The sequence below is a fragment of the Neptuniibacter sp. QD48_55 genome (assembly GCF_047778115.1).
Classification (GTDB): Bacteria; Pseudomonadota; Gammaproteobacteria; order Pseudomonadales; family Balneatricaceae; genus Neptuniibacter.
In genome coordinates this window covers 1,344,483-1,366,359 of record NZ_CP180555.1, presented here as the reverse complement: position 1 = coordinate 1,366,359, position 21,877 = coordinate 1,344,483, and the positions used below count along the sequence as shown (strand labels likewise).

The following is a 21,877-nucleotide window of genomic DNA, read 5'->3' as shown; positions in this document are numbered from 1 at the left end:
ATACACGTTCAGGTATTAAACTGGCTTGTTTTCGCCAAATCAAACAACTCTCTCAACGCGACAGTATACATTGCATACTCTTGTTTTTTAGCACTTTTAACTTCATTAAGGACATTTTGCCAGCGATCAAGCAACCACTCATTTTCTGTGCACCATTTATCAATCACCTGCTCCACAGTACATCCTTTTACACGCCCCTTAATAGCTGTGGCAACTAAAGCACGTTGCTGCCAATCCAAATCATCCCTAAATGCTTCTCGCGCCAACGCCTGCCAGTAATTATCAACACTCAACTTGCTGAGCTTTCTAGACAACAAATCCAATTCCAAACGCTGCCCTAAACCGAAATAAACTTGAGCCACCTGATCTGGTGGCACGTCCGCTTCATCAGCAACCTCAATTACACCTAAAGAGGCGTATAAACAACGTGCACCCGAGATGAATTTAGCCAACTTACTCGGCACACCTGCTTCCTGATATCGACTGAGCGCACTTTCCCAACGTGTTAATGGCTCTCCTCTGAGTAATTTTTCCTGTTTAGGGACTATTTTTCCTAGCTGAGCTCTAAAACTATCAACCTCGTTCTCGCAATCTACTTCCGCACGGCGGTTACGAACAAACCAACGCGTAGCTCGACGCATCAGATGTTGTAGCTCGTGCATCATCTCTAATTGGATATCACTGCTAACTTTATGATCGAGCTTTTCAATCTGCTGCCAAAGATTCTCAATACCGAATACATCACGAGCGAGTACATAAGCTCTAGCGATTGCCGCCTCATCGGCCCCTGTTGAAATGCGTAAGCGGTCAACAAAGTTCACTCCCATCATATTAACCATGTGGTTCGCGATTTGAGTGCCGATGATTTCTCGGCTTAGACGGTGAGCTTTTAGTTGATCACCAAACTCAGAAACCAATCTCTCAGGAAAGGCAGTAAACAACTCTTGCGACAAATACTCATCATCAGGAATAAACGATAGGCTCAACGATTCTTTAAGCTCAGCTTTACTGTATGAGATCAGAACCGATAGCTCTGGGCGGCTTAACCCCTTTTTCGATGCCCGTCGTTCATTCAGGACCTCATCGGTAGGAAGGAACTCTAGCGCTCGATCGAGTTTACCTGCAGATTCCATGTTGGTGATGTAACGCTGATACTCTGCCATTCCTTCAAAAGATCGGGACTCAGCCATAGAGATCGCTTGAACTTGTCGATAATTATTTTTCAAGACCAAAGAAGCGACTTCATCAGTCATCTCTTCAAGCAATGCATTTCGCTGCTTCTCAGTCATGTCACCATTAGCAACAACTTGATTAAGAAGAATTTTGATATTTACCTCATGATCAGAGCAGTCCACACCTGCTGCATTATCGATAAAGTCGGTGTTCATGCGGCCACCAGCTAGCGCATATTCCATACGCGCAAGTTGGCTCATCCCCAAGTTACCTCCCTCACCTACGACTTTACAGGACAGCTCTTGACCATCTATTCGCAGAGCATCATTGGCTTTATCGCCGATATCCGCATCAGTCTCGTTACTTGCCTTAACATAAGTACCAATCCCGCCATTCCAGACTAGATCTACTGGCGCTTTTAGCAGTTTATTCAGGAGATCATTCGGGGTAACAGTCGCTATTTTTTCACCAATAAGGGCCTGTATTTGTGGAGACAGAGTGATCGATTTGGCAGAGCGCTCAAAGACACCACCGCCTTCTGAGATTAATTTCGCATCATAATCGGTCCATGCCGAACGAGGCAGCTTAAATAAGCGGTCACGCTCTTTCCAGCTTTTCGCAGCATCTGGATTTGGGTCTATAAAGATATGTAGATGGTTAAACGCAGCTACCAGGCGAATATGCTTCGACAGCAACATACCATTACCAAATACATCGCCTGACATATCGCCAATGCCAATCACCGTAAAGTCATCTTTATCGGTGTTTACACCCATCTCACGGAAATGCCGCTCAACAGAGACCCAAGCACCTCTTGCGGTGATCCCCATTTTCTTGTGGTCGTAGCCTTGACTACCGCCTGAGGCAAACGCATCACCTAACCAGAAACCATAAGATTGCGCCAATTCGTTCGCAATATCTGAGAAAGTTGCCGTACCTTTGTCTGCAGCCACTACTAAATAAGTGTCATCTTCATCATGGCGAACCACATCAGCAGGTGGGCTCACCTCACCTTCAACGAGGTTATCTGTGATATCCAAGAGGCCACTGATAAACGTCTTGTAACAGCTAACACCCTCTTCAAACCATTCCTCACGACTCATGCCATCGTGCAATAATTTAGCAACAAAGCCACCTTTGGCCCCAACAGGTACAATCACCGCATTTTTAACTTGCTGCGCTTTAACTAAGCCTAAAACCTCGGTGCGGTAATCTTCCATTCGGTCAGACCAACGCAAACCGCCACGGGCTACCTTACCGCCGCGTAGATGAACACCCTCCACCTTAGGTGAATAAACAAAGATTTCATATTTTGGCCGCGGCAAAGGCATGTCCGGAATCTCATCCGGAGATAACTTGAAAGAGAAATAGCTTTTTAAGCTTTGTTTATCTTTTTGATAGAAGTTTGTCCGCAGCGTTGCCTTGATAAGTAATAAATACTGACGAATCACGCGATCATCATTCAAACTGCTTACATCTTCTAACGCGTCGATAATAGTGGATTCAACCGCTTCTTGATCGGCCGTGTTACCCGGTTCAAACCGTGCTTTAAAGAACTGAACAATCTTGGCGGCTATATCGACGTATGAATTTAGCGTCGTACTAATCGCTTCTGGACTGATTGGAAAACTTATCTGTTTCATGTACGCAGCATAAGCACGAAGCATCGCCACCTCGCGCCAACCGACATTGCCAGCTAACACAAGACGGTTAAACTCATCATTAGCAGCTTCACTTTGCCAAATTTTAAGGAAGGCCTCCTCAAATACCTCTTTGAGGGTTGATAGTGAAACTGTGCCAGCACCTGTGTAGTGAAGATTAAAATCATGAATCCACACTAGGTCGCGCTTACTTTCAATTTTGTAAGGGTGCTCGTCTATGACCCTTAACCCCAAATTTTCGAGTACAGGGATAACATCAGACAGGGGCAAAGAGGCACCTAAACTGAATAGTTTGAAGTTAAGACAATTATCCTCCCTCTCTAACGCTTGGTAGAAACTAAGTTGTAATGGTGCTTGATCAGATAATTTTTCTATATGCTGTAGATCCACAACCGCAGTTCTAGCGGAGAAATCGGCGCTATAGCTCGCAGGGAAACCACTACCGAATTGGTTGTAAACCCGAATACCAGCTTCTTCACCCAGCGTTTCAACCAAAACATCTTTAAGGTCATCGCACCAGCTACGTGCAGCCAGTCTTACCACTCGCTCTAATTTATCTGAATCAAACTCCTCAATAATATTGTCCCCGCGCAAAATAAACTGCGTTCGGGTCAGGATAGATTCGGAAAAATAGGTTGTGAAATCAGCATGAGTACAATTTAACTGATCCATCAACAACGACTGAATTTTGTGCCTAAAGTCAGTGCTATAGATGTCCCTTGGTGAATAAACCAAACAGGAATAAAACTGACCAAAATAATCGCGGCGCACAAACAGACGTATCTGACGTCTTTCATGAATTTGCAGCACGCCAATAACAGTGCGATAGAGGTCATCTACCGATACCTGAAATAGATCATCTCGAGGATGAATTTCTAAAATTTGTAGCAGCTCCTTCCAGTCATGGCCATGACGGTGCAACCCAGATTTTTCCATAATCGCATCCACCTTACGGCGTACAATTGGAATCTGGCGTGAGCTCTGGATATAAACACTGGAGGTATACAAGCCTAAGAATCGGCATTCACCTTCCACTTCACCCTTCTTATTGTATTGTTTGATACTGATGTAATCAGGGTAAGTAGGACGATGAACACTGGAAGCTCGATTGGATTTAGTAAAGGAGAGAATATCGGGTATTAGAACAAAACCTTCGGCATCACGATCATTTTCATTAACTAAAGCAGAACGGCAATGTTCATCACAGAATTTCAGCAAACCGAGCTGACTACCCGGAATAGCTTCGAGGGTTTTCTTCCCTTTCTTCTCTACTAGTTGGTATTCGTCATAACCTAAGAAGGTAAAGTGATCCTTTAACCACTTAATAAAGTCATGCACTTCCGACGTAATCTCAGCATCAAAGCCTTTGATCGCCTTTGAGAAAATGACTGCTTGAGCATCGCATCGCTCAACCATAGGCTCAAAGTCTTCTACCACCATAGTTACGTCTTCAAGGACATTTCGTAGTGCTTGCTCCAAGTCTTGAAGATCCGCTGTATCCGAATGCCTATCAACCTCGATCGAAACTAATGATTCTCTTTGAGAATTTTTAGCTCGACTGTCCTTTTTGAGTAGAGAAGATAAGCCGCCTTTATCATCCCTTTTCAAAGTCACAACCGCATTATGTATGGCGTGAATGGTTAAATTACGTCGATTAAGCTCCATTCGCAGAGAATCAACTAGGAAGGGAATATCCTTCTGCAAGACTTCAATCACGGTATGAGTCGATTGCCAACCATGCAGCTCGTAATCGGGGTTAAATACCCTAACCTTCACCTGCCCGGCTTTACGCTCTTGAAGAAACTGCCAGCAAGCGAGTGTCGAACCGTAGAGATCTTCTAACTTCCATTCGAGAAGATCAGCTAACGAAGCGGATGAGTAATATAGAGTTGCAAACTCCACCAAGGCTTCAGACCTTTCTTTCGGTAATCGATCTTCTAATTCTTGGCACAGTGTTTTTAACAGATTAGCTTTTTCATCCTGGCCTAGGTATTCCATCTGCAACCCTCAATTTTTCTCAAATAATCAAAAGTATAGACAAAATGTAGCCAACAGCCGTTTAAGTACAAAAACGTTTGATACAAACAAATTTTTAACGGTTTAAAGAACTAGAAATCACCAGAAACGAAACATGCGAGAGCAAAAATAATCAAACAATTATTAAACCGGAATACGTTGATTCACCCTGCAGGATTACTCATAATAAAACGAAAATTATAATTATGACTTACAGTCCAAACCCTCTGTAAGCTACAGCCAGCGATGATAGCGCGAGGATTCCATTGCGATTTATTTCTTCTCACTTTTTCTTTCTACTGGCTTTCACTGCTTTTCAAGCTCAAGCTAAAGTATCTTCTTCTCTAGATACAAGCACCCTCTATTTAGGTCAAAAAATCACGCTGACCTTAGAAACTGACCAGCAAGATGTCACTCGGCCAAACCTAAGCCAATTACAAAAAGACTTTAATATTGTTGGCACACGCAAAGTCACGGTCTCGAGCCATACCACAGGATCGGTAACGACAAAAACACGTTGGGTGCTACAACTAAAACCTCGAAGGGACGGCGAGCAAGTTATTCCTTCTATCTTTGTAGGGCAGCAAGCCAGTCAAGAACTGCCAATTTCAGTGCTACCCGCTAATGATAATCCTGAACTAGCAGAAGGCACTGGCAGAGCGATCTTTCTAGAATCCAGCCTTGATAAAGATGAACTTTACGTAAATGGGCAGGCGATTTTACGCTCGAAGGTTTTCCATCTTGCTCCATTACCTTTGGATGCAAATTTAACAGCGCCAGAATCAGCTGATGCGATCATCAAGCCGTTAGAAGAACAAAAGCAATATACCAGTGTTGTACGTGGTCAAAACTATAATGTCACCGAAACAAGCTATACTCTGTTCCCACTTCAGGAAGGCGAAGTAGAGATTAGCCCGGTGTTTTTCTCAACCACTCTATCGAACAACACAGTGGTCGAACTGAATAGTGAACCTCTATTGCTTTCGGTATTACCACCCGCTAATCAGAACACACGCAAGTTATGGCTTCCAGCCACATCGATCTATATTGAAGACAACTTGGAAGAACTCAATCAGGTTAGTCAATCTGACAAGCTAACAAGGATAATTAAACTAGAAGCTGAAGGTTTACCCTCTTCTTCTCTACCCTCGATGGCATCATTACAAAATCCTAATGCCACCATCACCCTGCTTAATGTCGTTTTAGAAGAACGCATGACCGAGCAAGGCGTTATCAGTCAACGAGTGGAAGAACTAGAAATTACACCTAGCAATAGCAAAGAGATCATCTTGCCTTCAATCGACATTCCTTGGTGGAATACCGCTGCCGATAAAGGACAGACAGCCTCCATCACCCAGAGGAAAATTGAAGTTACACCTGCGGTTACCCCTACCAACAGCTCTGAATCAGATAAAGAGGGGTCCTCTGGTTCGATCACGGTTTTAGTTTGGATTTTAACAGGGATCAGTATTGCAGCGACTCTGGCCTTTATCTATACGTTTAACCATCTGCGAAATATTAAAAAGCAATCTGAAGAAGAACCTGATCATTCGTTCTTTGAAGAGGAACAAAAGCGGGTTGCGTTTGAGATAACAGAGAAAAACACGTTTCAGGCTTTCTCTATCGCCTGCAACCAAAACAATCCCAATGTTGCTCAATTGCGTTTAGTTGAGTGGGCTCAAAGCTTTTGGGCTGCACCTGAAATACAGTCGCTAGAATCCGTTTGCGAATACGCAAATAACCAAACGATAAATCTATTGGTGATGGATCTACAGCAACATTTATACGGTCAAGAAGATGAGTATTGGCAAGGGGATCTCATTTTGGATGCCATCTCCAAGGTGAGATCTCGACAGCTTCGACAACGCTTAGATCTCAAGGAAGGTCAACAGCGTTTGGACTATAACCTCTAGCTAATGCATACCCGGTAACATGGAGCGCTAAATGGAATACACTCGACATACCGCTTTAATGCGTATGGTTGGCCTAGGCGGGGTCGCTTCAGAAGAGAATGAGCGCGCCAAACTTTGGGGGCGCCGTTTCGAAGGGCCAATGGTATTAGCTGCCATATGGATTCTTATCGACTGGTACTTGCAATCTAAAGGTGTCTCAAACGCTTACACCTCCTTTGCATCTGACTGGCTAATCTGGCTATTATTTATGTCAGAGCTGTTTGTGATGCTATGGCTGGTTGATGATCGCATCAAATACCTCAAGCAAAACTGGATGAGCCCTCTTATTGTACTGGGCGGTCTACCGGTTATCTGGGGTGTTGATACCTTCTATGCAGGGATAATCCGTACCCTTAGACTTGCTCTCACCATCGGTATATTTCTACGCGTTTCCAAAGATACCCGTGATCTCTTATCTCGACATAACTTAGGCATCACGCTCTTTATCTGCTTTATCATCTTGGTGATTTCTGGGCTACTTATTTCAGGTATTGATCCTGCGTTTGAGACACCTTTGGATGGTCTGTGGTGGGCTTGGGTTACCGTTACGACTGTAGGCTATGGAGATCTTGTGCCCGCGACAACTGAAGGTAGGATATTTGGTTCGCTTCTCATCCTGATGGGATTAGCAATGTTCTCCATGTTAACCGCTAGTTTCTCCGTGTTCTTTATTGAACAGGATGAAAGAGAGTTAACTCAAAAAGAAGAACGTAATATTGAACGTATCGAAGGCTTAGAAAGAAAACTGGAAAAGATTGAAAACCAGCTAGACCGAACTCTAGAGGCTTTAAATAAACTCACCGACCAAAAAAGTCAATCATCCAATGACAGAAAACCTAACTCCTAAGAAGCCCTTAGGAAGTTAGGTTTTGTCGAAGTGCCAAATGACGGTACTGCTCGATCAAGTCACTTTTAAAGTAACAGCTGCCTGATATCAGTTATAGCGCTATTGATATAAGCCATAAAGCGACCCGCATCACCGCCATTAATTACCCGATGATCAAAGGACAAGCTCAGTGGTAACTGCTTTCTCGGCTGAAAATCACGTCCATCCCAAACAGGCTTTATGCTGGCCTTAGCAACACCCAAAATGGCGACTTCTGGAGCATTAACGATCGGTGTAAATCCCGTTCCACCCGTTGGCCCCAAACTCGATATAGTAAAACAGCCTCCCTGCATATCCGCTGGCTTTAATTGCCTTTCACGCGCTTTAACTGCCAAATCATTTATCTCAACAGTCAACTCAGAGATACTTTTGCTATCTGCCCCTTTTATGACAGGTACAACCAATCCAGCTGGTGTATCGACAGCAACGCCAATATTTACATAATTTTTGTAGATAACCTGCTTACCATCACTGCTTAACGAACTGTTAAACAATGGGTACTTACGTAAGGCTTGAGCAATAACCTTCACGATAAATGGCAGTATGGTTGGCGCTTTCTCTAAATTTACAGACTCAGGCTTAAGCCCTTTCCGAAAAGACTCTAGTTCTGTGATATCAGCTTCATCAAATAGAGTGGCATGGGGAATATTCAACCAACATCGCGTCATATGCTCTGAAGTCGCACGCGCAATGTTAGACATATCCTTAACATCAACGGCACCAAAGCGACTAAAATCCTGGTCAGGTATCTGAGGAATACCTGAAGATTGCGGCATTGCCGTTTTCTGAACTCGTTCTTGTTTAACGAATGCCTTAATGTCCTCTTTTAGAATTCGGCCTCGTGGGCCTGTTCCTGAGATACCCTCTAGATTAACACCGAGCTCTCTGGCCAATTTACGGGCCGCGGGTCCTGAATACACCTGACTGGATACTGCACTCTTTGCAAATTGCTCGCTTTTAACAGGCTCATTAGAGCTTCTATTGTCGCTGCTTATTTCAATGCACCCTGCATCAAGCTTTAGTGCCTCTGTTTCAGTCTCTTCTTTAGCTTCTCTAGCAATCTCTTGATAATCATTTTTACCCGCTACTCCTTGTTCCAGCACTGCACAAAGTAAAGTTCCACTTTCAACCGTCGAACCCACGTCAAGGAGCCATTCCTCCAATACACCCTCAACATTAGAGGGGACTTCCATAGACGCTTTATCTGATTCAATCACTAGCAGTGATTGACCAATTTTGATCTCTGCACCTAAATCCGCGCACAACTCAACTACTTCGCCAGATCCATCAATATCTGGCATAGATACAACTTCTGAACCCATCTTTATTACCGCTTTTTAGTCTCGACAACTGCAAGACGTTTTATTTCTTAGAAAATCAAAAACAAGCAGGATCTGCTTTTTCATAAGGAATTTTGAGCTTATCTCTTGCGCTATTTAGCGTTTCACGGCTAAGCACACCTTTGCTATAAAGGCGAGATAAGGCTGCCCAAGCGATAAAACGGGCATCGACTTCAAAATGATCTCTTAGAGTTGGACGACTTTCACTTAATCCGAAACCATCCGTGCCTAATACAACGGGATCTTCCGGGAACCATCGAGCAATGCCATTAGGTAAAGATTTAACAAAGTCACTGACGGTTACAAAAACACCCTGTTCTTGTTTCAGAGCAATTTGAAGATAGCTCTCAGCATTTGCATCGGGATTCAGTAGATTCTCACGCTCAACAGCCAATGCATCTCTGACCAATTGGTTATAGCTGGTCACACTCCAAATATCGGTACTACAACCAAACTCTTCTAAGATCTCAGCGGCTTTTAAAACCTCCTGCATTAAACTTCCACTACCAAACAGATGCACTTTATGCCCAGGGTTTTCATTCTTAACGTAGCGATACATCCCTTTTAGAATCTCCTTTTCACACCCCTCAGGCATAGCTGGCATTAAGTAGTTTTCGTTGTACAAGGTGATGTAATAAAAAATATTTTCATTATTGATATACATCCGCTCGATACCATCTTTGATTATCACCGCTAACTCGTAGGCAAAAGCGGGATCGTAACTGAGCATATTAGGTACTGTTGCAGCGATAGCTTGGGAGTGACCATCTTGATGCTGAAGACCTTCACCATTTAGCGTTGTCCTGCCTGCGGTACCTCCTAAAAGGAAGCCTTTCGCCATACTATCTGCGCAAGCCCAAATCATGTCTCCAACACGTTGGAAACCGAAGATCGAATAAAAGATATAAAACGGGATGGTTGGCACTCCGTAGTTTGCATAGGAGGTTCCTGCCGCTAAGAAAGACGCCATCGCTCCTGTCTCGCAGATCCCCTCTTGCAACAGCTGACCATCTTTAGCTTCTTTATATGGAAGCAAACTACTTGAATCCACTGGGTTATATTTCTGACCTTCAGAAGAATAGATACCAAACTGTTTAAAGAGAGACTCCATACCAAAAGTTCGCGCTTCATCCGGTACGATTGGGACAATGTATTTACCTATCTCTGGATCTTTTAAAAGATGAGACAACATACGAACAAAAGCCATCGTTGTGGATTGCTCACGTTTCGTACCAGATACTGCCTCTTTAAATAGGGCTAAAGGAGGAAGCCTTAGTTTTTCGAAGTCCGCATTTCTGGAAGGTAGATAACCACCTAACCTTTGTCTCTGTTTGTGAAGGTACTGAATTTCAGGGCTATCTGAGTCTGGCTTATACAAGCTTGCCGCAGCCAGCTCTTCATCACTCAATGGAATGTCAAAACGACGACCAATCTCAATTCGCTCTTCGGCCGTTAGCTGCTTTTTCTGATGACTTGTATTTTGCCCTTCAGCACTCGCCCCCATGCCATCACCTTTAACGGTTTTCATTAGAATAACCGTTGGCTTACCTGTATTTTCCATGGCTTTATCAAACGCACTAAAGATCTTCTGTCGATCTTGGCCGCCACGTTTTATACAGCGGATCTGCTCGTCGCTCAGCGTCTTCATCAACTCCTCTAAAAGAGGATCATTTTGCGTCCAGTGGTCGCGCACACTCTGGCCATCGGAAACGGTGTAATATTGGTAATCGCCATCCACTGCTTTATCCATTCGATCTTGCAAAATGCCATCACGGTCTCGTAAGAACAGTTCATCCCATTCACTGCCCCAGATCACTTTGATAACATTCCAACCAGCACCACGATAGCTTCGTTCTAGCTCCTGAATAATTTTGCCATTGCCCCGCACAGGGCCATCCAAGCGCTGCAGATTACAATTGATCACCATCACCAAGTTATCTAAGTTATCTCGGCTGGCCATGTTGATTGTCCCTAACACTTCGGGCTCATCCGATTCACCATCACCAATGAAGCACCAGATCTTTCCACCGTTTGGCTCTTTCAAACCACGATTTTCTAGATACTTCATAAATCGTGCTTGGTAGATTGCCGAAGGCGTAGAAAGCCCCATCGATGCGGTCGGTCCCTGCCAAAAGTCAGGCATACGTCTCGGATGGGGATAAGAGCTTAACCCTCCCCCCTGTTGGAGTTCTCGACGGAAATTCGCCATCTGCTCGTCAGTTAGGCGGCCTTCAAGGTACGCTCTCGCATATATACCTGGAGCAGCATGTGCTTGGACTAATAGCTGATCACCACCATACTCAACTGTGTGCTGTTTGAAAAAGTGGTTTAAACCCACTTCCAACATAGTGGCTGCGGATTGATAGGTCGCAATGTGCCCACCAACGCCTGTACCTTGATCATTCGCCTTGACCACCATCGCAAGAGCATTCCAACGGATAATGTTTTCAAGCTTCTGTTCTAGCTCTCTATTTCCAGGGTAGCTACGTTGCTCATTCACAGGTATCGTATTCCGATAAGGTGTATTCAACGTGGCTTCTGTTGTGTGAATACCCTGTTTAAACAACGAATTCTGTAAGATACGAATGATGTCACGACCACGCTGAGAACCTTGTTCTGCCATCACATCGTCTAGCGCATCAATCCACTCTCTGTTTTCTTGATTTCGCTCATCGTCACCTAAGGCTTCAATAGCTTTATTTAAATTGTTCATAGGAATTTCCAAGGACTAAGAATCTATAAAAAGGGGATTCTTATGGAATCCCAAACGTCCCGGATTAGGACAAGCTGCATCAATCTTGTGAATTGAACTCTGGCTAGGGGGGTGAATTGCCCAAGCAAGTTTGGTGTAAATAAATTAGCAGCAAGCCCTTAGTGAAAGTTCTCAAAAAAATCACAATTTAACTCAATACCTAGAGACAAAAGCCAATAAATGAGGATAAATTGGCACAAATAGCCAACATCGAACTTAATATGTTAGTTAAACGTTTTTTATACGGATAAAGGAAGCAAACAAACCATCTGCAGGTGTCTACATCTTAAAGGGCGAAAATTTGCGTTCTGGAACCATCGCTAGAAAGGCTCAATCATAATCGTTAGGATAGTTAAAACACCTCTGATCATTGCTCTTTTAATGCGGAATTTATCCAATCATTAGCAAGCATCACTAGTTTCTAAAATAGCCGCAGGAAATTATGCCAAGCAAAAAATTAGACCGAATCGACCAGCAAATTTTGGAAGAGATTCAAAAGAATGGAGATATCAGCAATTTAGAACTGGCTGAAAAGGTCAACCTATCCCCTTCTCCTTGTGCGCGCAGAGTTAAGCAATTAGAAGACGCCGGTATTATTGAAAAGCAAGTAACGCTGCTGAATAAGAATGCCGTAGGCCTGCCCATGAGTGTTTATATCCATGTCTGCCTGGATAAACAAAAACCCGAAATCTTAGACAATTTTGAGCGCATTATTGCCAGTTATGAAGAGGTCGTAGAGTGCGCATTGATCACAGGTAGCGCGGCTGATTACATCTTAAAAGTACTCATGCCAGATATGTCCTATTATGAGAAGTTCCTTCTGAAAGAACTTAATCAGATAGAAGGGGTAAGCAGTATTAGAACGAGCTTCGTTATGCGCCAAATCGTGAGCCGTACCGAACTTCCTTTATCCCACATTAGCTAAGGCCATAATTTATGTCGACAAATTCAGATACAACAAAACTCACTGGTCAGTGTTTATGCGGTGGTATCAAATACGAGGTCTCTAACTTACAACCGAAGATGGCGCATTGCCATTGTAGTATGTGTCGTAAATGCCATGGCGCGGCATTCGGTACTTATGGAGTCGCTAAGGTAGAGAATTTTAAGTGGCTACAAGGTGGAGAGTTACTTAAAACGTATACTGCGCCTAATGGCACCAAACGACAGTTCTGTTCCGAATGCGGTTCTAGTTTAACCTTTGCGCCTATCAATGATGACGGGACTCATATTGAATTCACTTTAGGAACGCTGGATAGCGAAATTACCGTTAAACCAGATAGCCATATCTATTGCAGCTATAAAGCCGATTGGTACGAAATCGCAGATGATTTACCACAATTTCCTGAAGGCAGAGAAAGCTAGAAGCACTAGCTAAAAATTTACGGCTGAATACATCGCCCCAGAAAGCTCAGGATAGTGAAACTTATAACCGATTTCTTCAAGCTTTTCCGGATAAACTCGCTGACCTTCCACCAACAACTCAGCGCCCTCACCCAGCATTAGATTGATAACAAATCCTGGCATTGGCATAAAAGCAGGGCGCCCTAAGGTCTTACCTAAGGTCTTAGAAAACTCTGCATTCGTTGCAGCATTAGGTGAAGTTAAATTAAACGGGCCCGAGAGCTGATCATGGGTTAATAACATAGAGATGATTTCAATCTCATCATCAATATGTATCCATGACATCCATTGTTTGCCACTAGCAATCGGTCCACCTAGCCCGAGTTTAAATGGCAGTAACATCTTGCTTAATGCACCACCATCACCGAGTACCACCCCTGTTCGAATAAGGCATACCCTGACTCCAAAGGCTTCAGCCTTTAGCGCTTCAGCTTCCCAATCAGCACAAAGTGTATGCGTAAACCCTCTATTAGGCAGGCTTTCTTCGCCAAGTTTTTTATCGTCGCCATGACAACCATAATAACCTATGGCTGACCCACTAATAAGGGCCTTCGGTTTTACCGTTTGTGCTTCGATCCACCCAACGAGCTCATGGGTTAGATCGATGCGACTCGCTCGCAGAAGCTGTTTACGATCTTCAGACCACTTCTGATCGGCAATAGGCTCCCCAGCCAAATTGATAACAGCATCTACCGCTAATTCATCCTGTGGAGGTAGATCTCGCAGCGCTTCAACTCTTCCTTGAAACAATTCCGCAACTTTAGAAGGGTTCCGACTCCAGCATACCACCTCGTCTCCTTCTTCTAATCGAGCTTCGATAAGATGTTTACCGATAAAACCTGTTCCACCCGTCACTAAAATTTTCATACCTTTTTCCTTAAGGATTGGACCAATCATCTAGCTGTTATTCGATGCTTATAACAATTACAGCGAAAAGTCATTTAGTCGCTGCAGTAGAACTCTATTGTTGTTACGATGCATTGCAGTATTTAGATTAGCAAATTTATAAGAGTGCACCGATGTTTACTGGAATTGTTCAAGGTAAAGCGACAATCAAAGCTGTTGAAACTAAAGCCGATTTTATGCGGCTGCAAGTAGAGCTTCCTTTAGAGCATTGTGACAATCTGCAAATTGGCGCCAGCATCGCTTTAAACGGTACCTGCCTAACCGTTGTCGCATTTGAGAATAACTTAATCAGCTTCGACCTGATTATGGAAACACTTAAATTAACCAATCTAGGCGACCTCGCTCCAGGTGATCAGGTTAACTTTGAACGTGCCGCTAAATTTGGTGATGAAATCGGTGGCCACCTACTTTCAGGTCACATCCACCAGCAAGTAAAAATTGCCAAAATCGAAAAGCCTGAGAACAACTGGATTGTATGGTTTGAAGCGGCCCCAGAATTTCAACGCTATATATTTGCCAAAGGTTTTATCGGACTTAACGGCTGCAGCCTAACCATCGGTGAAAAACAGGATAATCTGTTCAACGTTTACCTCATCCCAGAAACCTTAGCGGTTACAACCTTTGGAGACTTAGGCGAAGGCAGCAGGGTTAATATGGAAATTGATGCCCATACGCAAGCGGTTGTGGAAACAGTAGAACAATATATGAACAGCCATAACTTATTAAAAACTAAATAAAATTGTCATTAATATTTCTCAACAAAAATGTTAAAAAAAAACTTTATAGTTTAAGTTAAGTGCCGATAACCCTTTAACGGATCCTATTAAAGGCGAACTATGAGTTTAAACGAGCTAGAAAAGGAAAATCAGGAGCTCAAGCGCACCCTTCGTTTAATGTTAAGCAAGGCTGAGCGCAATGAGAGTGTCCTGAATAGCTTTTTTGATGTGGAGATTCGCCTTCTCTCATGCGCTCGTTTATCTGAATTACTCGATTTAATGCTGATTGAGTTTAAAGACCTCTTTAAACTGAGCAATGTAAATCTCATCCTATTCGATCCGGAACATGCTGCACGCACTCTGCTAGACGATTATGTACCGCCACCTCCAGGCAATACGTTACGGTTTGTTCAGAGCCAGCGCTTGCTTAAATCGCTCTACCCTAATCATAAGCTCATTGTGGGTGCGCCGAGCGAAGCTGTGCGCAGAGAAGCTTTCCCTGTAGCAGATAACCCAATAGAGTCCTGCGCACTATTGCCACTAATTCGCCAAAATTGCCTAATCGGCAGCCTACATTTAGGTAGCGCAGATGCGAGTCGATATACCCAACATGTTCGCTACGACTATATTCAGCACTTAGCTTCTGTAATTTCTGTTTGTATCGAAAACTGCATTAACCAAGAAAACCTGCATCGATTAAGCAGCATTGATATGCTGACAAAAGTGCATAATCGTCGCTCGTTTGATCAAGAGATAGTTCGAGAGCTATCCCGTGCAAGCCGCGCCAACCACTCTTTAGCCTGTTTGTTTATGGATCTAGACCACTTTAAAGTGGTTAACGACACCTACGGCCATCAAACCGGTGACCGTGTTTTAAGAACGGTAGGTTTATTCTTAGGTAAACAGCTACGTAAAACGGATATTATTGCGCGCTATGGTGGGGAAGAGTTCGCGGTGCTGCTACCAAATTGTGATAAAGCGCGGGCGATGGAAATAGCAGATACATTGAGACAGAAACTTTCTCGTCTTATTTTCCGCGATGAAAATGCCAAGCCATTTAGGATGACAACATCTGTCGGCGTATCTCTCTGCACGCCGGCTAACTATCCCAAAGAAAGCCTGAATACTATTGCCTATCAACTGATTCAATCAGCGGATAAGGCGGTCTATGAATCCAAACATAGTGGCCGTGACCAAGTCTCTTTTACTCAGTTTCAAGAGCCACAGATCGATATAAGCCAAGCTCTTAACTAATTCCATAGAATACCTCCGTAATCAGAGAGAAACCAAAGCCCCTCCCTGAGTCCAGCCGGTACGGATTAGCATGCCTCGTTCATTTCCAACATAAGCTCTTTATATAGCGCTGTATATTCGCGAGCTTGAACTTCCCCAAAAAGCGGATCTTCTTGCTTCGGAAGCTGCTTTTCAATCATCTCTAACTCTTTTTCGCTCACCGATTCTTGAATCATAGGGAACAATTGACCTTCTTCGAAGTTGAGATGAGCCATTTGTAGCGAGACAAAATCATCTAACAGGCCAGCAAATTCATCCATTGGCATCACTGAGTCATGCAAAATACCATCTACAGCCTCTTTCAATTGAAGGCTGGAACTCTTTAAAGCTTCATGGTCTTTAGCACAGTTAAATAGGTGCTTATCCAATTCGGGATTCCGATCGGCCAAACATTTGTACATTTTATCTTCGCGGGGATGATGGTGGCCGTCCGCATAATTAGAGATATAGTCAATCAGATCAGCCATAAGACTGAAATTAGGCTGCTGCCCTGCTTTAAGCTGATTCACTTTCTGACGCAAGATTACTAATAGCTTATTAAGATTTACATGATCCTGATGTAGCTCGGCTAATATCGTCATACTTACACCTCAAAAGTTTGGTCCAATAACCCAATATAGACAATCAAGGGAAAAGGCCTTTGACAAAGATCAAGCAAATCTGGAATTAAATCGGGAGGGTAACGTACTTATTTTTTAAACTGAAATTTTTACCTTTAGCTTCAAAGGGGTAGCTTCAGATAAAAATCCATTGCCTAAAAGAAAAATTAACAGGACGAAAACTCAAACAAAGGTCAGTAAAGATGTTAACTCAGGCAGGTTTTTAACTCTGATATCTGTATCTTCCGGCCAGTGACGATCTTTCGGATCAACATGTACAGTACTTACACCGGCTGCACGCCCTGACAACAGATCCAGATGAAAATCCCCCACCATTACGCCTGAATGGTTTGGCAATGCCCACAGTTTTAAAAGAATATGAATACCTTCAGGAGATGGCTTGGGCTGACTGTCTTCACGACCCAGCACATGTACCTTTTCGAAGAATGTATCCGCACCAATCGCCTTTAAAGATAATAATGCTAATTCGTGGGTATTACGGGTAAGAATCCCCATCTGGCAATCCGCAGCTGCTAGTGCTTCTAGGCAATCAAGCACGCCCTCAGCAGGAGCTGCTTGGGATGCATATTCCCTTTCAAGAATATCAAGTTCAGCATTCATCCATCGCTGTCGCTCTGGGGGCTGACGCTTAATACATTCAAGAATATCATCACTAGGATCTATACCTAGTTTCTGGCGAATCAGTTCAAAATCATGAACCGGTTGAGTTAAAGTGCCATCAAGATCAAATATCCAAGCACGCTTTTCTTTTAGATCTAACAACTCTTCCTCACAAATGACTTCTCACAAATAAAAATGCCGAAAAGCTTTCACTTTTCGGCATTCTACGACCCTAAGAGTAAATCTGGATCAGATTTTATTCTGCAACTGCGTAGCAAGCTTCGTTAAATGGATCTAGTGGGTTTTCCAATAGATCATCTTGTTTGAAGTAAAGAATACGACCTTCAAACTTAAGGCTCTTAGTAGAGAACCAACGATCAAGCTCTTCCAAACTTTCATCACTCGCATTTGCGTCTAACCAACTAGTGATTACATTGTAAAAATAAACACCAAACAGACCTGCTGCTGCACCGAGGAAAAATTCAGACGCTAGCGCAAATAACATTAACACAATGCCGGCAATCCAAATGCGGTTAGCTTTGGCATTTTTGTAGGCATCAGTAGATGATTCATGACTATCTTTCAAACGCATGTAGCGACGGAAATTTTGTTGGATGTCGAATTTATCTTCAGTAGATAGTAATTTAGACATGTTGCTTCCTTGGTAAAACGTATCTTTATTATTTGTTATAGCGCTAAACAAGATAACGCATGTTCAGCTTTATTCCTAAGCGAGTATAGCCGAGGTAAACGCATCCGTCCCCCCGGCTAAAGGCGTATATTGCAATTTTTTTTACGCCAAGCTTTTACTCACCACTTCGAAGACATCTTTTGATAGATTCCCACTGTCTCGAATGCGCTCTAGCTCTTTAAGCATAAGCACTTGACGCACTTTGTCATATTTCTTCCAACGACTCAATGGCGTCACCATTCTGGATGCTACTTGCGGATTTTGAGCATTTAGCTCAATAATTCGATCAGCCAAGAACTGGTAACCCGAGCCATCTTTCGCATGGAAATTAACTGGGTTCTGAGCACAGAATACAGAGATAAGAGAACGCAACTTGTTCGGGTTTTTAGCGTCAAATGCCGGATGCTCCATCAATGCTTTAACACGATCTATCGCTTGCTCTTTTGGATTAGAGGCTTGGATAGACAGCCAGATGTTGACCACTAAGCTCTCATCCTTCCAACGATCATAGAAATCATCCAATAAATCTTGAGCTGCCTTGTCATTTTCAGAGTGGGCCACTTGCACCAGTGCCGCCTGCATATCGGTCATGTTATCCGACTTAGCATATTGAGCTTGCGCAAGCTCCAAATACTCAGGTTTATCTAAGGAAGTTAGATAAGATAAACATAGATTTTTCAGGCTTCGACGAGCAATGGAGTCAGAATCTGGTGAATATTGCAGATCAAGGTCATTATCTTGATAACACTGCAACAATGTGGCCTCTAGCTCTGCCGCTAATGTCTGACGTACGAACTTGCGTACGTTGTAGATAGCATCGACATCAATCTCATCAGCTAGCTCAGACAAATAAGCTTCTGAAGGCAGCGTTAGCACCTTGCTGACCATTGCTTTATCCAAACCTTCTGTTTCCAGAATTGATTTGTACGCTGACACTAGACGCTCATCTAACTCCAACGTTTTACCATCACGATAGTCAGCGATTAAGCCTTGCATGATATCCACAGCAAGCTTTTGTGCCGCGTCCCAACGGCTGAAGCCATCACTGTCATTTGCCATCAGGAACATCAGCTCATCACGCTGATACGGGTAGAACAGCTTCACAGGAGCTGAGAAACCACGCAATATCGAAGGCACTGGCTTCGCCACTAAGCCTTTAAAGGTAAAGGTCTGCTTAGCCTCGGTGATATTAAGCACTTCGGTAGTTTGACCGTTAGCCAACACAAGGTCCTCACCATTCTCATCAAGCAAGCCAAGGGCTAATGGGATATGGAATGGTAGTTTCTCCTCCTGACCCGGAGTCGCTGGGCAACGCTGCTCAACATGAAGTTGATAATCGCCTGTAGATGCATCAAAGCTATCAGTAACATGCAATTCCGGCGTACCTGCTTGAGAGTACCAATTACGGAACTGAGATAAATCCTTACCCGATGCATCTTCCATCGCAGAAACAAACTCTTCTGTTGTCACCGCTTGGCCATCGTGGCGTTCGAAATAAAGATCAGAACCTTTACGGAATAATTCAGGGCCTAATAAGGTGTGAATCATACGCACAACTTCTGCGCCCTTTTCATAGATAGTCAGGGTGTAGAAGTTAGAAATTTCAATAAACGAAGCCGGTCTGATTGGATGCGCCATTGGGCCTGCATCTTCAGCAAATTGAGCCGTACGCAGTACACCGACATCCTCTACGCGTTTCACTGTGCGTGAGTTCATATCAGCAGAGAACTCTGCATCGCGGAATACGGTGAAGCCTTCTTTCAAACTTAACTGGAACCAATCACGACAAGTGACACGGTTACCCGACCAGTTATGGAAGTATTCATGCGCCACAACCCCTTCAACGCGCTGAAAACCCATATCAGTCGTCGTAGCTGGGTGAGCAAGTACGCAGGACGTGTTAAAGATATTTAAACCTTTATTCTCCATTGCGCCCATATTGAAGAAATCTACTGCAACGATCATATAGATATCTAGATCATACTCGCGGCCGTAAACCTGCTCGTCCCAAGCCATCGACTTTTTCAAGGACTGCATAGCGTAATCTAATTTATTAAGATCTTTCTGCTCAGCATAAATAAGCAATTCAACTTCACGTCCAGATAAGGTCGTAAAAGTATCTTTAATGTGCTGAAGATCGCCTGCTACTAACGCAAAAAGATAAGCCGGCTTACTGAAAGGGTCTTCCCATTTTACCCAATGACGACCATCATCAAGTTCACCTTTATCAACCAAGTTACCATTGGAAAGCAACACTGGGTAAGCCTGTTTTTCAGCTTCAATTATTGTGCTGAAGACAGACATCACATCAGGACGATCTGGATAGAAAGTGATACGGCGGAAACCTTCGGCCTCACACTGTGTACAGAACATACCGTCTGATTTATACAAACCTTCTAATGCAGTATTCGTTTCTGGGTGGATTTTTGTCAGCGTTTTTAAGATGAAGCTTTCTGGCAGATTAGAAAGCAACAACTCTTCACCTTCTCGCTGATAATCAACGTGTTCAACACCATCGATCGAAAGATTCAATAACTCTAGCTCTGGGTGCCCGAACAACACTAGCTTCGGAGCTGAGTCCTCACACTTAGGGTTTCTGCTGATTTTTAATTCTGCTGTAACCAGAGTTTCCTGCTCAAACAATTGAAAACGCAGGTCGGTGGTTTCTATCAGATAAGATGGAACTTTATAGTCTTTCAGGTAAATAACAGTGGGTTCTTGAGACATGATTTCACCTAGTCAGTTATCAGGCAGATACAGAGACCTGATACGCTGTGAATTTACGCATATTGATAACGCCAGTATCTAAGATCAGGTACTGCCCTTTTATCCCCTGCAAAACGCCAGATACTTCGGCCGTTTTATCAAAATTAAACGATGTTACTTTTGTCGGGTAATTCAACACAGGGTAGTTGATCTCTATCTGTTCAGCATCTGGCAAACGCTGAATAGCTTGGATACCAAAAGTCTGTTCGAGTTCCGCTAAACCTTCGCTACATTTTTCAAAAAGCTGATCACGAATCTCAGCAAGCGTTAAAGACTCAACTTCATTCTTAAGCATTTTGCGCCAGTTAGTTTTATCCGCCACATGCTCGCCAAGTAGGCGCTCAACCTTGCCCGACTGTAGTCGCGTCGCTACTTTCAGAATCGGCAACGCTTGAATAGCACCTTGATCCATCCAACGTGTTGGAATTTGAGTCCCACGGGTAATACCAACTTTTACACCCGATGAGTTAGCTAGATAAACGTAATGGTCTTGGAAGCAAAACTGCTCACCCCAACCGGCATCACGGCAAGTGCCTTCATGGAAATGGCAAAGTTCAGGTTTAACTATGCATTGATCACATTGAGGGAGACTTTTAAAGCAAGGGTAACAGAAACCTTGGTTAAAGCTTTTGTTAGTTTTACGCCCACAATGAGTGCAATTGATCGCACCCTTGTATTCTAAGGAGATAGGTTTACCAATGAGCTCATTCATTGGCACTTCCTGGTCACCTACAGGTAATTTGTAAACAACGCCTTCAGGTGTTAGTTCGGTGCGCATTTTTTGTAGCGCACCCTGCGCTAGAATCTGCATTAATTTTTATCGTCAGTCAGAATTTTAATCGTATCGGCTGCCAGTGGGTCTTTACCATGCTGAGAACCGTCTTGTTTTGTACGATCAATATATCCAACTCGTTCTTCTTCTGGCTTGTGCTCTAAGTCATAAGCAACAACGGCACGCATACAGATATCACGTTGTTCTGGCGTTAACTTACGTCCATCAGGCCATTTCCCCAACTCCACTGCACGCTTAAGGGATTTATGCATATCAGGGGTCATTGCTTGAATTAGTTGTTCGTATGTCATCATCAATCTCTTACTTTT

Annotated in this window: 16 protein-coding genes; 6 read left to right on the top strand and 10 right to left on the bottom strand. The window is 43.5% G+C overall.

Annotated features, from left to right (window positions below; all coding sequences use genetic code 11):
• Positions 1–8: 8 nt before the first annotated feature.
• The gene (locus ACMXYW_RS06240; protein ID WP_415905612.1) at positions 9–4,832 is read right to left on the bottom strand and encodes an NAD-glutamate dehydrogenase; all 4,824 of its coding nucleotides are present in this window, start codon (positions 4,830–4,832) and stop codon (positions 9–11) included.
• A 284-nt stretch (positions 4,833–5,116) separates the two neighbouring features.
• On the opposite strand from ACMXYW_RS06240, the gene ACMXYW_RS06235 reads away from it, so the two are divergent.
• Complete coding sequence (locus ACMXYW_RS06235; RefSeq protein ID WP_415905611.1) at positions 5,117–6,763, top strand: BatD family protein; 1,647 nt, start codon at positions 5,117–5,119, stop codon at positions 6,761–6,763.
• A gap of 31 nt (positions 6,764–6,794) precedes the next feature.
• On the top strand, positions 6,795–7,649 hold the full coding sequence (locus tag ACMXYW_RS06230; RefSeq protein ID WP_415898569.1) for an ion channel: 855 nt from the start codon (positions 6,795–6,797) through the stop codon (positions 7,647–7,649).
• Positions 7,650–7,714: 65 nt separating this feature from the next.
• Here ACMXYW_RS06230 and ACMXYW_RS06225 read toward each other — a convergent pair whose 3' ends face one another.
• Positions 7,715–9,010, bottom strand: coding sequence for a 2-oxo acid dehydrogenase subunit E2 (locus tag ACMXYW_RS06225; RefSeq protein ID WP_415905610.1), 1,296 nt, complete (start codon positions 9,008–9,010; stop codon positions 7,715–7,717).
• A 55-nt stretch (positions 9,011–9,065) separates the two neighbouring features.
• On the bottom strand, positions 9,066–11,741 hold the full coding sequence (gene aceE / locus ACMXYW_RS06220; protein ID WP_415905609.1) for a pyruvate dehydrogenase (acetyl-transferring), homodimeric type: 2,676 nt from the start codon (positions 11,739–11,741) through the stop codon (positions 9,066–9,068).
• Between the two features lie 481 nt (positions 11,742–12,222).
• Between aceE and ACMXYW_RS06215 the strand changes: the two genes are divergently transcribed.
• Together ACMXYW_RS06215 and ACMXYW_RS06210 are read left to right on the top strand one after the other, a co-directional pair.
• Positions 12,223–12,705 carry an Lrp/AsnC family transcriptional regulator gene (locus tag ACMXYW_RS06215; RefSeq protein WP_415884169.1) on the top strand — a complete coding sequence of 161 codons (483 nt, stop codon included), beginning with the start codon at positions 12,223–12,225 and terminating at the stop codon, positions 12,703–12,705.
• A gap of 11 nt (positions 12,706–12,716) precedes the next feature.
• The gene (locus ACMXYW_RS06210) at positions 12,717–13,145 is read left to right on the top strand and encodes a GFA family protein (protein WP_415905608.1); all 429 of its coding nucleotides are present in this window, start codon (positions 12,717–12,719) and stop codon (positions 13,143–13,145) included.
• Between the two features lie 9 nt (positions 13,146–13,154).
• Here the strand turns inward: ACMXYW_RS06210 and ACMXYW_RS06205 are convergent, their stop codons facing one another.
• Entirely contained in the window at positions 13,155–14,051 is an 897-nt protein-coding gene (locus ACMXYW_RS06205; protein ID WP_415905607.1) for a TIGR01777 family oxidoreductase, read from the bottom strand.
• Positions 14,052–14,203: 152 nt separating this feature from the next.
• On the opposite strand from ACMXYW_RS06205, the gene ACMXYW_RS06200 reads away from it, so the two are divergent.
• Positions 14,204–14,827, top strand: coding sequence for a riboflavin synthase subunit alpha (locus ACMXYW_RS06200; protein WP_415905606.1), 624 nt, complete (start codon positions 14,204–14,206; stop codon positions 14,825–14,827).
• Between the two features lie 99 nt (positions 14,828–14,926).
• Positions 14,927–16,060, top strand: coding sequence for a DUF484 family protein (locus ACMXYW_RS06195; protein WP_415905605.1), 1,134 nt, complete (start codon positions 14,927–14,929; stop codon positions 16,058–16,060).
• A 65-nt stretch (positions 16,061–16,125) separates the two neighbouring features.
• Here ACMXYW_RS06195 and ACMXYW_RS06190 read toward each other — a convergent pair whose 3' ends face one another.
• The 6 genes from ACMXYW_RS06190 to ACMXYW_RS06165 all read right to left on the bottom strand — a co-directional run bounded on the left by ACMXYW_RS06190 (position 16,126) and on the right by ACMXYW_RS06165 (position 21,859).
• Positions 16,126–16,680 carry a hemerythrin domain-containing protein gene (locus ACMXYW_RS06190; protein WP_415905604.1) on the bottom strand — a complete coding sequence of 185 codons (555 nt, stop codon included), beginning with the start codon at positions 16,678–16,680 and terminating at the stop codon, positions 16,126–16,128.
• A gap of 201 nt (positions 16,681–16,881) precedes the next feature.
• Positions 16,882–17,481, bottom strand: coding sequence for an HAD family hydrolase (locus tag ACMXYW_RS06185; RefSeq protein ID WP_415905603.1), 600 nt, complete (start codon positions 17,479–17,481; stop codon positions 16,882–16,884).
• Between the two features lie 94 nt (positions 17,482–17,575).
• Positions 17,576–17,971, bottom strand: coding sequence for a hypothetical protein (locus ACMXYW_RS06180; protein ID WP_415905602.1), 396 nt, complete (start codon positions 17,969–17,971; stop codon positions 17,576–17,578).
• A 141-nt stretch (positions 17,972–18,112) separates the two neighbouring features.
• Positions 18,113–20,737: an aminopeptidase N gene (gene pepN, locus ACMXYW_RS06175; protein WP_415905601.1), complete on the bottom strand. Its 2,625-nt coding sequence runs from the start codon at positions 20,735–20,737 to the stop codon at positions 18,113–18,115.
• A gap of 19 nt (positions 20,738–20,756) precedes the next feature.
• On the bottom strand, positions 20,757–21,587 hold the full coding sequence (locus ACMXYW_RS06170; protein WP_415905600.1) for a DUF2797 domain-containing protein: 831 nt from the start codon (positions 21,585–21,587) through the stop codon (positions 20,757–20,759).
• Positions 21,587–21,859, bottom strand: a complete 273-nt coding sequence (locus ACMXYW_RS06165; protein ID WP_415884159.1) for a YeaC family protein — start codon at positions 21,857–21,859, stop codon at positions 21,587–21,589. Before ACMXYW_RS06165 ends, ACMXYW_RS06170 begins: the two co-directional genes overlap by 1 nt.
• Positions 21,860–21,877: the final 18 nt, after the last annotated feature.